At 68.6% G+C, this 11,802-nt stretch carries 10 protein-coding genes; 7 read left to right on the forward strand and 3 right to left on the reverse strand.

Features of this window, described 5'->3' with window-relative positions; translation table 11 throughout:
- The first annotated feature begins 7 nt into the window (after window positions 1-7).
- On the forward strand, window positions 8-439 hold the full coding sequence (locus tag ACZ6O2_RS29835) for a hypothetical protein (protein WP_466025185.1): 432 nt from the start codon (window positions 8-10) through the stop codon (window positions 437-439).
- Window positions 439-1,014: a hypothetical protein gene (locus tag ACZ6O2_RS29840; RefSeq protein ID WP_466025186.1), complete on the forward strand. Its 576-nt coding sequence runs from the start codon at window positions 439-441 to the stop codon at window positions 1,012-1,014. Before ACZ6O2_RS29835 ends, ACZ6O2_RS29840 begins: the two co-directional genes overlap by 1 nt.
- Before the next feature lie 390 nt (window positions 1,015-1,404).
- Here ACZ6O2_RS29840 and ACZ6O2_RS29845 read toward each other — a convergent pair whose 3' ends face one another.
- Window positions 1,405-3,120 carry an Hsp70 family protein gene (locus ACZ6O2_RS29845; RefSeq protein ID WP_466025194.1) on the reverse strand — a complete coding sequence of 572 codons (1,716 nt, stop codon included), beginning with the start codon at window positions 3,118-3,120 and terminating at the stop codon, window positions 1,405-1,407.
- Between ACZ6O2_RS29845 and ACZ6O2_RS29850 the strand changes: the two genes are divergently transcribed.
- The 3 genes from ACZ6O2_RS29850 to ACZ6O2_RS29860 all read left to right on the forward strand — a co-directional run bounded on the left by ACZ6O2_RS29850 (window position 3,043) and on the right by ACZ6O2_RS29860 (window position 7,434).
- The gene (locus ACZ6O2_RS29850; RefSeq protein WP_466025195.1) at window positions 3,043-3,363 is read left to right on the forward strand and encodes a hypothetical protein; all 321 of its coding nucleotides are present in this window, start codon (window positions 3,043-3,045) and stop codon (window positions 3,361-3,363) included. The genes ACZ6O2_RS29845 and ACZ6O2_RS29850 overlap by 78 nt on opposite strands.
- Window positions 3,364-3,631: 268 nt before the next feature.
- A complete protein-coding gene (locus ACZ6O2_RS29855) occupies window positions 3,632-6,271 on the forward strand; it encodes a transcriptional regulator (protein ID WP_466025187.1) in 2,640 nt (879 codons plus the stop codon).
- A 281-nt stretch (window positions 6,272-6,552) separates the two neighbouring features.
- Window positions 6,553-7,434, forward strand: coding sequence for a DUF1963 domain-containing protein (locus ACZ6O2_RS29860; RefSeq protein WP_466025188.1), 882 nt, complete (start codon window positions 6,553-6,555; stop codon window positions 7,432-7,434).
- Between the two features lie 134 nt (window positions 7,435-7,568).
- Here ACZ6O2_RS29860 and ACZ6O2_RS29865 read toward each other — a convergent pair whose 3' ends face one another.
- Complete coding sequence (locus tag ACZ6O2_RS29865; RefSeq protein WP_466025189.1) at window positions 7,569-8,561, reverse strand: hypothetical protein; 993 nt, start codon at window positions 8,559-8,561, stop codon at window positions 7,569-7,571.
- A 152-nt stretch (window positions 8,562-8,713) separates the two neighbouring features.
- On the opposite strand from ACZ6O2_RS29865, the gene ACZ6O2_RS29870 reads away from it, so the two are divergent.
- The gene (locus tag ACZ6O2_RS29870; protein WP_466025190.1) at window positions 8,714-9,400 is read left to right on the forward strand and encodes a hypothetical protein; all 687 of its coding nucleotides are present in this window, start codon (window positions 8,714-8,716) and stop codon (window positions 9,398-9,400) included.
- 275 nt (window positions 9,401-9,675) lie between these two features.
- On the opposite strand, the gene ACZ6O2_RS29875 is transcribed toward ACZ6O2_RS29870, so the two are convergent.
- A complete protein-coding gene (locus ACZ6O2_RS29875; RefSeq protein WP_466025191.1) occupies window positions 9,676-10,314 on the reverse strand; it encodes a class I SAM-dependent methyltransferase in 639 nt (212 codons plus the stop codon).
- Window positions 10,315-10,571: 257 nt separating this feature from the next.
- On the opposite strand from ACZ6O2_RS29875, the gene ACZ6O2_RS29880 reads away from it, so the two are divergent.
- Window positions 10,572-11,549, forward strand: a complete 978-nt coding sequence (locus ACZ6O2_RS29880) for a hypothetical protein (protein WP_350712708.1) — start codon at window positions 10,572-10,574, stop codon at window positions 11,547-11,549.
- Window positions 11,550-11,802: the final 253 nt, after the last annotated feature.

Genomic DNA, 11,802 nt, shown 5'->3' on the forward strand with positions numbered 1-11,802 from the left:
GTGGACCTTGATCGGCCTCGCCGGTGGCGAGGACCCTTTCGCGGGCGTGTTCGCGTTCCTGGCCGATTGTGGTGTCATCGACTCGGCCAGTTCGTTCGGTGGTTCGCCCCAGGCGCCTCAAAATGCTGAGGAGCTGGCGGTGTGCCTGGCGGAGGTGGGTCAGGACGCGGCGCTCGCCGTCCTGAGGGGGATGACGTCGCGGACGCTGGCCTATGGCGTGCGGGGCCGCTACCCGGTCGACAAGGCCCAGGACGTGTTCGAGAAGCTCATCACGTTGCTCGGGCACGGGACCCGCTGGTGGACGAACACCGATCTGGGCTGGTGGAGACCGGTCACCAGGCACACCATGGACGCCCTCATCGTCGGCACGGGCGGCGGGGGTGCTGGTCGTAGTACTGGCAGCAGACGAAGACTGACTCCACGAGACGAGAAGCCGTGATGCGTGAGTATCAGCAGCAGCTACGTGACCGGTTCCTCGGCGCCCCGGTCATGCCTGCACCTGCTCCGTGGCTTGCGCTGCCTACGCCACACACGTACATACCTGTGGGCGGGCTGCTGGGCGTCGGCTTCGCAGCAGATCCGGCGAGCGGCGCCGACATCCTCATGGTCGTATCACACGACGGTCGCGGTCTGTTCGATCCATCCACCGGCGCGAAGATCGCCCGCGATCGGAATCCTGATCCGGACCTCTGCATCCCGATGGGGACGGACCTGTCGTGTCCAGGGTTCGGCCCGCTGGCCGATACGCGCGTTCGTATCGCCGGACTATACGGCGGCGGACTTCACACCATCACGGAGGACGGCTGGACGGTCGATGTTGTAGCACCGGACTGGCCCAACGAGCGCGTCGTGCTGTCCATCAACGGCGACATCTATCGCGGCACGGCTGGTACGCACTGGTGGCACATCTTCCACTCCGACTACTCGGAGCTTCGCGCCGCCGGCTTCTCAGTCTCCGGACGCACGCTCGTGGTTGCCACCAGCAGCGATATCACGCTGTGGCATCGCAGCTGATCAAGTGGGGTGCGGCGGTGGCGACGAGGGCATGCCGCGAGTTGGCCGACGACGAAGCTGCGACCAACGACGTCACCATCCGCGCCATCGCGGCCTGCTGTCCGACCACCAGCACAACGACCGCACCGAGCACACCACCCGGCCGCTCAAGGCCTTACCAGCCAGACCCCACAGCCGGTGAAAGCAGTTCTTCGCGGTGCCGTGCCCTGCATCGAGGGGGATGCCGGGCGAGGAGCATCAGCGAGTCCCGCCGCGATTATCGCCTCTTGGCCAGAGGCGAAAAAATGCTACGAGCCTGGAGGTGCTCTCGGCTGTCCCGATCGCAACCAGCCTCGTCGGACCGGGTATTCCCGTGTCCTGGACCTGGGCCTTCGTCGCTTCCGTCAGCTTTCAGCCGCTGGAGCGATCGACGAGGCGGTGCAGCGCTGTTCCTACGGCGGGGAAGGCAAGTCGCAGGGTTTGGGCGGTGAGCCGGAGGCCCCACCAGGTGAGGGCGACGAGGTAGCCGACGATCAGGGCGCTGCTGGTGTCGTAGCTGAAGACGAGAGCGTAGCCGATGGCCAGCCCTGGTGCGGTGATGGTGCGCAGCATGCGGCAACGGCTGGCGGTCAGAGCGGTGGCCGCGCCGAGGAGGGCTGCTCCAAGGCTGCCGGCGAGGCCGGGCATGCCGGTCAGGTCGATGGGGGTGGTGAGGGTGAGTGCCGCGCGCATGAGGAAGATGCCGATGGCGGCGATGATCGCGTGCGTGACGGCGGGGCGGGTCAGGGCGAGCCAGGTGGGCAGCGCGTCGGCGGCGATTCGGGATGCGGTGGCGGCGATGAGGGCGGCGCAGACGGTGAGGGGTATGGCGGCACCGAGGGTCCATTTCAGGTAGGGGTTGTAGTCGAGCTCGACGGCGGTGCCGGTCGCGAGTCCGTAGAGGGCGGCGGCGATGGCACCGCCGACGGCAGCAGCGAGGTATCCCCGCCGGATAAGGCTGCCCGTGGTGGGTTCGGGTGTTGACGCGGTGGGTGTTGCGGCGAGCCAGGTGGTGGGTGCCAGGTGCGCTACGGCGAAGGCGGTGAGCATGGCCAGCGCGCCGGCGGCGCCGAGTTGCGGTAGGGAGGTGCGGGCGCCGACGACGTAGGTGAGGACGGTGGTGATGTCGGCGGTGAGGATGGCTTGGAGCAGCAGGGCCAGGGAGCATGCGCCGATCAGGAGGGCGCCGGTGAGGTCGCTGATGCGGAGTCGGACGCGGGGCAGCCGTGCTGCGGCGGCCCTGGCTCCGGTTTGGTGGGTGGTGAGGTTCAGGGCGCCGTCGGCGAGAGCGTGGGGGTGGTCGATGAGGGCGGGGGTGGCGCCGGTGGCTTGCGTGAGCCGGTCCGTCAGCGCGGGCAGGGCGGGGGCTGGCCTCAGGATGACTGCGGCGAGGTGCTCCCTGTCGACGTCAGCTGCGTCGAGAAGTTCGTTGACTGCGTCGGGGACCTGATCGAGGAGGGGCTGCGCGGCGATCGTGACGTCCTCGCGGGTGATGACCGCGGGCTGTCGGGGTGCGGGCAGCAGGATCGGTGCGCGATCCTGTGCCGTGAGCAGATTCCTGGCGGTGCGGACGGACTCCAGCAGGGCGAGGCGGCCATCCACGTTGGTATCCGAAGGTTGGTTGATCGCCGCTCGGAGTGGGTCGTTGTCGGTTGTCGCCGTGTGCACGACGCGTTGGGTGATCAGGTGGTCGAGGTCGTGTGTGCCGTCGAGCTGCTGTGTTGCCAACTCCCGGTAGCCGTCGCCGACCATCTGCAGGACGGTGACGGTTGCCGGATGGCGGTCCGCCTGACAGACGAGTACGCAGGAGCCCTGGGGCAGGGTGAGGCCGAGCGTCGTGGCGTATGCGGCGAGGGCGGCGGGCGCGGTGACCAGGGCGGGAGACGGTAGTCCCGCTCGGTTTGCCGCCTCGCCGACTTGTCCGCAGCGGCGTGGTCCCCAGCTCGGTGGAACGGTCACGGTGAGCTCAGCGATCGGCTGGCCGATCTGGTTGGCCGCATGGTGGCTGACATGCCGCAGGACAGCTGCGAGAAGATCGACGGGGTCGGGTTGTGCCGCATCGGGGGCAGGGGTGGGCTTGCCGAGCAGGTCGGCTGGATCGTCAACGAATCGGTGGCCCGCCGGGAGGGACCTCGCGGCCGTGGTGTCGAGGCCGACGTAGAGCTGACCCGCAGGGCCGATGGCGACGCCCGGTGGCATGACGAGCCGACCGTCGATGAGGATCGGAACCCGAACGGCCTGCTGGCTGACGGTGACGGCGATGGTTGTGGAACTGAGGTCGATCGACGCCCTGGCGCCCCCGCTTGGCATGAGGGGCAGTCTCGCCCGTGAAGGCGAGGCGACGTCAACCGCAATTCTCTCCGCGTGATCCTTTGTGTGCGGATGGTGAGATTATCTCTCAACGGGATGGCCGGCAACGCTGATTCTCGTGTATGCGGAGAGACCGACGATCAACCGCAGGGGAGGACGGGTGCCACAGAAGTCCCCGGATAGAGGAGACCGACTGGCCGAATATGGGACACGGGCCACGGTCCACCCTCCACACGAGTCGTCCCCACGCCGTACGTCCCTGCCCCGGTCCCTTGCCAGTGCCGCTCGCGTGGTCATCGGCGCAGGGATCTTCCTGGCGGCGGTGCCGACGCTGCTGTGGCTTGCTGGCGGAAACCCCGTTCGGCGGCTGCCGGCCTGGTCGCAGATCCCGGACTGGTTCGAGCGCTCCAGCGGACGATTCACCCCGGACGTCCTCATCGGCGCGGCCCTCTGGGCGATGTGGCTGCTGTGGGGCGTGTTCGGGGCACTCCTTCTCGCCGAGATTCTTACGGCGCTGACCCGGTGGCGCATTCCCGTGCTCAGGCTGCCGGCGCCGCTGCACCGGCTCGTGTTCGGCCTGGCTGGCACCGCCGCGCTTGCCGTCACGTCCGCCGGCTCGCTCGACCACGCGATAACCCCGGACCAGCCGGCGGCGCCGGACGCCGTGACCCAGCGCGTCGACATTCCTCTGCAGGCCGCCGCCCGCGGGCCCGCACTCATTCAGGTCGCCGACCAGCGCTACCGGTATACGGTCGAGCGACACGACACTCTGTCCAAGGTCGCCAAGGAGTGGCTCGGCGACGCGGACCGATGGCCGGAGATCTGCCACCTGAACAAACACCGCCACTACCCCGGCGTCGGCGGTGCCCTGCGCGACTGCGACCTCATCTACCCCGGCTGGGAACTCCGACTGCCCTCCGACGCCCGCCCGCCGAAAGCTGCAAAACCCGCAACGCCAACCGACCCACCGTCGGCGACCACGACCCGGCCTGCAGCACCGCCCGCATCGCCCAGCGCCTCCCCAGAGCCACCAGGTCCCACCGCGCCGCCACCCGCCACCGCCCAGAAGCCGGCCACCATCCCCAGCACAACACCATCGCCAGCCCCGAGCGCGTCGGCATCCTCGCTGGCCCCCTCGTCGGCGGCTTCCAGCCCGGCCGCACCGCCGCCGATCTCGCCGGCTGTCACCGACACGTACAGCCCCGCCATCGCCGCCGACGAACACGGTGTGCCGCTGTCGGCCTCCAACTGGCTGCCCTGGTCGCTCGCCGCCGCGATCAGCGCCGCCGCCACGCTGGTCTGGCTTCAACGCCGGCGCCACTACACCGGCGAAGCCGACGCCGACCCGCCCGTCGAGCTGCCACCACCGGTGGTCCAGATCCGCCGAGCCGTGGCTGCCCGCAACAACAAGCCACCGAAACCGGACGACAACAACAGTCAGCCGCCAGCCCTCATACCCGAACTTGCGACGCTGCCGACCGGCGGAATCGGCGTCGTCGGCGACGGCGCGCACGCCGCCGCCCGCGCCGCTCTCGTCGCCGTCCTGGCCGCCGGCGGCCCACACCACCCCGACGCACGCGGTGAAGTCATCATCGATGCCGCCACCCTTGTCACGCTCCTCGGTCCCGAAACGATGGCCCTCGAGCCATGGCCACGGCTGCACGTCGCCGACAGCATTGACGGCGCGCTCACCGCGATCGAGGCCCGGCTCCTGCACCGCAGCCGTATCCTCGACGAGCACGCGTTGACCGATCTTGACACTCTGCGCCAGCAGGCCCCCGACGAAGAAGCTCTGCCAGCGGTCGTGCTTATCACCGCGGCCCCGCCCGCCAACGCCTCCATGCGGGCCAAGACCGTCCTCACGCTCGGCGGCGACCTGAATGTGTCCGCCGTGCTGCTCGACGAGTGGAAGCACGGCGTCACCATCGACGTCGCCCCGGACGGCCAGACCGCGCTCGCATCCGGGTCGACCACCGAGCCGACCCCACCGCGCGTACCCGTACTCGAGACCCACACCGCGATACAGATCCTCACGACCCTGCGAGAGGCGCAGACAGGGCAACCCACCGCGCTCCCGCCACCCGCTGCACCAGGCCCGGGCGTCCCACTTCACGCGAGCCGAACCGACAACGCGTTCCCCGACCGACCCACACCGGCCACGGCAACTCTCGAGACCAACGCCACCGGCAACGCACGACTGCGGGTACTCGGACCGCCGCGAATCGAGACCATCACCCAACCCGGCCGCCCGCTGCGCGCCAAAGCCCTCGAACTCGCCGTGTTCCTGGCCTGCCACCCCGACGGAGTCACCACCCGCGAGATCGGCGAATACCTCGAACCCGACGCCCGCATCAGCCAAGCCGACCAACGCGTGCACACCAACGCGAGCAACCTACGACACGTACTCGGCCGAGCCAGCACCCCCGACGCCAAGAACGCCTACGTCGTCAAAAGCGCCGGACGCTACCGGCTCGACCCAGCCACCGTCGACGTCGACGTCTGGACCCTCCGCGACCTGCTGCGCACAGCCACCATCGCCACCGGCCCTCGCCGCCGCGAACTGCTCACCACCGCCTGCGACCTCTACACCGCGCCACTGGCAGACGGCCAAGACTACGAATGGCTCCAGCCGCATCGGGAGACCGTGCGCCGCTGGGGCACCGAAGCCCACCTGCTGCTCGCAGACGACCTCGTCGACACTGACCCACAGGGCGCATCCGACCTACTCGACAAAGCCATCGGACTGGACCGCTACAACGAAGCCCTGTACACACGCGCCATGCGCGCCCGCCACGCCCTCGGCGACGCCGACGGCATCCGCACCCTTCTGCGTGCCCTGACCAAAGCCCTGGCCGACCTCGACGCCGAACCCCAGGAAACAACCATCACGCTCGCCAGCCAGCTGCGGAGCAACCTAGCCGACACGTGAGCACCACCGGCTCCGGCGGAGAGCCAGGCACGGGGCTGACGTCAGCTCGGAGGGATGGGCAGCGGTCAAAGCGGCGGACTGCCATGACCGCGGCGGGCAGCCCCAGCGGCCCCGCCGCTTCCTAAAGTGGCGGGCCGCGCAAAGAGGGCTGACCGCAACTCCGTATCCGCATTTTGCCGAGATGTGCGCACCGATCACGGCGGCAGCGATGCCGACGACAGCGCGTGCGGGCCGTGGGTCACCCGGTCGCCGGGCTCGCCCTCGTGGCACCATGTTGCGCTATGGATCATCAGGGGCAGCTTCGTCGTGCAGCGCTCGCGTTGGGCATCCCGGACGACGAGGTCAGCCGGTTTATCCAGCACCTCCGTTTGTCGATCCGGTTGGGCGGAGGTTCCAGCGGTGTTCCGGTCGGGCAGTTCGGTGGGTTGCCCCGGCTGCCGGTGGGCATGGACTGGCCGTCCGACGGGGGCAGTCCGTTGCCGTTCATCTTCTCGGTCGACTGTGCGGCGCTGCCAAGAGTCGACGGCTTCGGCCTGCCGGCAGACGGCTCGCTGCTGTTCTTCCTGGACCACGAGCAGGCCGCTGCCACCGGGGAGCGGAGGTACGGGCGAGTCGTGTATGTGCCGGCCGGCACCGATACCGAGGTGGCGGCAGGATCCACCGACCACGCGTTCGTCGACAAGCAGTACGACGTCGGCGCCACGCTGCGCGCGGAGTTTCCCGATTGGTTCGGGGCGGACGAGGACGACGAGGACCAGGACGACCTGTCGCCCTTCCAGCAGCAGTTGGCCCGTGACCTCGAGCGTGACCTGCCGCACCTTGACGAACTCTGTGCTCTGGCCAACGATCTCTGGCCGCCTGACAACGGGTACGCCAGCGCCTATATCGGCGGGTATGCCGACGAGGAGGTAATCAAGAGTATTGCGGAGCAGACCCTCGCGTGGCGCGAAAAGACGGGCGAGATCGTCATCCCGGTCGCGAAATGGTATTCGCATGTGGAGAAGGAGACGCACCGGCTGACGATTGAGTGGGTGTCGCTCGCCCGCTTTCCCGTAGATAACGAGTTCTATTACCGGAGTGACGGGAGTTTCGTGATCCGTCACGACGACCTGGCCGCTGGTCGGCTGGACGAGGCGCTTCCCGTGGCTGAGTTGATCCCATAGAACACCGGCGGCGCCGGATACGGCCACGATCTGCGTTGCCGGCGATGCCGACGTCAGATGCTGGGCATCCGCTATTGCCGAGAAGGGTGCGTGTCGGGGGGTTCGGTAAACCACCCGAGCCGATGGCGACTCGCTCACATGGTGAGGACGTACCAGGTCCGTTCGTCGCCGAACTGCATCCACATTCGGTTGTCCCGGCACACTGTTCGCCGTGCCCAGGTGGTTGGGCGGTGGCCGGCGGGAAGGAGGAGTGGCGCTGTCGTGGTGGCTTCGACCGGGCCATCGATGATTCGGGAGTAGGTGACCAAGTAGCGGCCGGCGGCTTGCGGGCCGTGTCCCTGGCCGGCCACGAACGCCACACGCTGGCCGGCAACGATGACGCCACCCGCGGAGCGGACGGGCGTTCGACGTACGCAGCGCACCCCGTCCTGGTCGATCTCCACAAGTGGGAAGCCCGGGTACGGATATGCCCAGGTGCGGTGGGCGCCGACGTTGAGCGCGTAGCAGTCGACCCAGCTTGCTGGGCCGTTCCGATCTTGGGGCGCATACCAGGCGGCGTCGCCGGTCGCGGTCCAGCGAATGAGGCCGGGCATGGACATGCTCCTGCGGCGGGGCGGTTGCGTGCGGTTCTGCCTGACCGGATGCGGCGCGCAGATGGAAGCCTCGTCAAAGTAACCGATCCAGATGTTGCCTGCCCGGTCGACCATCAGTTGCTCGATGCCGTCGCCGGCGTGGAAGGTAGTCCGGATCGAGCCGTCGGCGTTGACGATGCGCGCGTTGTGGGGGATCTGTGCCTCGAGTTCGGCGACCGTGGTGGCCGCCGGCCCGGTGGGCATCCGGCATCGTGCTGCCGCCAGGACGAAGCCGTCACCGAGGACGTCGATTTTGGGGAACCGCAGGTCGAGTTCTGGTATGGCGACCTCGGTGATATCGCTGCCGTCGATGACGACCGCGGTCGCGGCGTACGGCTGGAGCGCGGCTCCCCGCTCGGTACAGGTCGCATCCGGAGCGACCAGGAGCGCGATGACGCGTCCGGCGGCGTCGACCGTGGAAGCTGCCACATTCCTGTCCGCATAGCGGTCGGGTAGGGCGCGCCAGATGCGCAGCCGTGCAGTTGGCCCGCTCATCAGGCGGTAGTGGTGTCCGTTCTTTCAACCATGCTTTGATCATGTCCAGAGGGAGGCCCGGATGCAAGGACGGCGACTTGCAACTGGCGGAGTTCCGGATCCGCTAACCGGATTTGCCGCCGTCCGGGCGTTACTTGGCGTTTCCTGTGTGGGTGACACTCAACTTCTGTCGGGAACTGTCGGCCGCCGGCTGGATCGCCCACAGCGACCTGCCGTGGCAGCAGCTTGTGGGCCTCGGCCCTGCGGGCTTCGACGCCTACGGGCGGCTTCGGTTCCTGCCCGATCCGACACGCCCCGGCCAGAGCGAGAACGACGTCGATGCGGACTGGCCCACCGACCAGCTGCCCACCCTTTTCGAGGTGCTGGCCACCCACACCACGACCCCCGAAGACTGCTACTTCTGCGTCTGGGAAGGCTTCGGCGACGCCGACGACGCAGCCGACGACGACGCCGTGTACATCGACGAGGAGAACACAGGCGGCCTGCTCGAGCGGCTCGGCGGCCAGCCGGGACTGGCACCCACACCCGCTGCCCCGCCCTCGACACCGCGTGTGCCCAAGGTTGTGGTGCCCCACCGTGCGTACTGGTTGTTTCGAGGGCCGTTAGCCGACGTCGGCACATGGGACACCGCTACGGGGTGGCCGGGCCAGCGTCGTCTCAGCAACGCCGAGCCGGCATTCGCCTGGCCCGCTGATCACGCCTGGTGCGTGGCCAAAGACGTCGATCCGCACTGGGCCGGGATCGGCGGGACCCGGGCGCTGATCACCCAACTCACCACCGACCCGCGCCTCGACGTGGTCCCCGCCGACCCCACCCAGGACCAGCCGCTCTACCGATGAACAGCCCGGTGCCCAGTTGACGAGTGCTTTGCGGACCGCTGACAGGGCCTGCCACGCTCAGGTCGGAACGCACGGATCTGCCGCCGATCGGGCGTCACGGAACGCGACGAGGAGCGGCTGCGGCCGGCGTAGTCGTGCTGGGAAGCGCGCACCGAACACATCGGTACAACGGTCCGACTTGAATATCTGACACCGAGGCCCGAACAGGACAAGCCCCTTCGCGAGGGTAGGCGTCCGGCGCGTCTCGGGCCGCGATTCGGATGCCTCCGCCCACCTCACCGCTGAGCAAAGATGAACCCGCCCTCGACGTTCGGGGCTGGGCGGTGCACCATCTCGGCCTCGACGGTGAAGCCTGCGGCGTCCAGCCAGGCCGCGACCCGATCCGGTGGGCGGCGGTGCACGTAGACGTTCATCGGGTGGCCACCGTAGCCCTCCGTCTTGAGTCGACTGCCGTCGCCGGCATGGAATCCGAGCAGCATGACCCCGCCGGGCCGCAGAACGCGGTGGAACTCGGCGAGGACTATGGATACCTCGTCGTCGGGGACGTGGATCAGGGAGAACCAGGCGAGCAGACCGGTCAGGCAGTCGTCGGCCAGTTCGAGGCGCGTCATGGAGCCGACCTCGAAGCGCAGGCCGGGATGGTCCCGTCGGGCCACGTCGATCATCGCGGGGGACAGGTCGATGCCGAACGCGTCCAGGCCGATGCTGTGCAGGTGGGCGGTGATCCGGCCGGGGCCGCAGCCGACATCGGCGACCGGCCCGTTCCCCTGGGCGCGGACCAGTTCGGCGAAGAGGGCGAGGATGCCCCGCTGGAACGGTTCGCGGGCGAGAGCGTCGCGCAGCAGGTCGGCGTAGCTGACCGCCACCGTGTCGTAGGAGGTCCGGGTGTCGTCTAACCATCCAGGAACGCGCATGCGCCGCACGATAGCGCCGACCCGGGGAGCGGCGGCGGTCTGGCCGACACCATGATCCATCTGCGTGACTCAGACCGTAGTCATGTCGTCCCCAGCTCGTGATCAGGTACAGGGATCTGCCGCGAAGCGCTCGTCACGCAAGTAATCGGCTCGCGGGTGCATGCATCCGGACGTGCCGAAGAGCGGATGTTAACCGCGTGGTGTGGTTGAAGCGGGCCCTGCCATCATCGGTGTCTTCTCACTGAAGCGGAGAGTCCATGCTGACGGTTGACTGGTGGCAGCTGCGGCACGCGTACGGCCGGGCGATAGACACCCTGGAGCATCTGCGCGCGCTGGAGGTCGGCGATGCCGAGGCCCGCGAGGCGGCGCTGGAGCACCTTCAGATCGCGGTGCTGCATCAGGGTTTCCCCGAGACCGCGACCGCGCCGGCCGTCCGGGCCGTGACCGCGCTCCTCGCCGAAGGCCGGGCGCACCCGGACACGGTCGATTCGCTCGTGGAGTTTCTGGGTGATGCGGCCTCGAGCGTGACCGGCTTAGCAGGGGACCCTCACTTCGCCGAGGAACTGCCAGACGTCGCCGATGCCGTGGCAGCGGCATACCCGGTGGTGCTTGCGCTGCTGGAAACGTCGGTGCCTGACCGCGCTCTGTTCTATGCGGAAAACCTCGTGGCGATCGCCCGGATGGCGCCACTGATAGACCGGCGCGAGGACCTCGCTGCCGTTATCAGAGGCTGGCTGCAACGCGGCCCCGGGCCGCGAGCCCCTTGGGTTCACTGCCTCGGCCAGCTGGGCGTGGATCTCCGTGGCCTGCTCTTTGACCCAGACCCCGCGGTCCGGCTGCGGGCCGCGCTGGCCCACGAGGACGATCCGCGGAGCCAACAGCTGATCCTCGCCGTGCTGGCGGAGCCGCCGTCTCCAAGCCTGCACCAGTTTGAACTCGTCGCCGCAGCGATCCGCGTCGCCTCCGACTTCGACCGGATCGCAACAGCCGCTTGCGAGGTTGCCAGGCGGGACAGTTGGACCGGATTCGACGACGGGTGGGGTGCGGTCGTGCGTTTTGCCTTCGCCGAGCCGTACGGCCCGTGCCGGCCGTTGACCGACTCACAGCGTGCGCTCCTTCGTGCTCTGGTCGCCAACGATCAACTCTGGGATCCGAAGAACGGCAGCTGCGGGCTGGTATTCAAGGAGGCCGGGTTACCACGCGGCCGGGATGCCTGCCGCCAGCTTGCCCAGTGATGAACTCTGATGATCCGGGCGTCCTGATCTGCCGCCGACCGTGCGCGCCGGTCTCCTACGCCTCGTTACCGTGGGTAAACGGACGCGCGAGGCAGGTAACCAAAGGCGTGACGGTCGAGGCGGCGTCGGACTCGCGAAAGTCGATACGGTGGGATGTCCTAGGTGCCGCGAGCGTAGGCGTAGCCGATGAGCGTTAGGCGGTACGGTTCGGGCACCTGCGGCGCCAGTTCGGTGAGCGTGTCCAGGTCGGCGG

The organism is Micromonospora sp. NPDC048040, assembly GCF_055587185.1.

What these genes read in the sequence shown, in the direction of transcription:
- ACZ6O2_RS29880 (WP_350712708.1), top strand. Translation starts at nt 10,572, where the DNA reads ATGCTGACGGTTGACTGGTGGCAGCTGCGGCACGCGTACGGCCGGGCG.
- ACZ6O2_RS29865 (WP_466025189.1), bottom strand. Translation starts at nt 8,561, where the DNA reads ATGAGCGGGCCAACTGCACGGCTGCGCATCTGGCGCGCCCTACCCGAC.
- ACZ6O2_RS29860 (WP_466025188.1), top strand. Translation starts at nt 6,553, where the DNA reads ATGGATCATCAGGGGCAGCTTCGTCGTGCAGCGCTCGCGTTGGGCATC.
- ACZ6O2_RS29840 (WP_466025186.1), top strand. Translation starts at nt 439, where the DNA reads ATGCGTGAGTATCAGCAGCAGCTACGTGACCGGTTCCTCGGCGCCCCG.
- ACZ6O2_RS29875 (WP_466025191.1), bottom strand. Translation starts at nt 10,314, where the DNA reads ATGCGCGTTCCTGGATGGTTAGACGACACCCGGACCTCCTACGACACG.
- ACZ6O2_RS29850 (WP_466025195.1), top strand. Translation starts at nt 3,043, where the DNA reads ATGCCGCAGGACAGCTGCGAGAAGATCGACGGGGTCGGGTTGTGCCGC.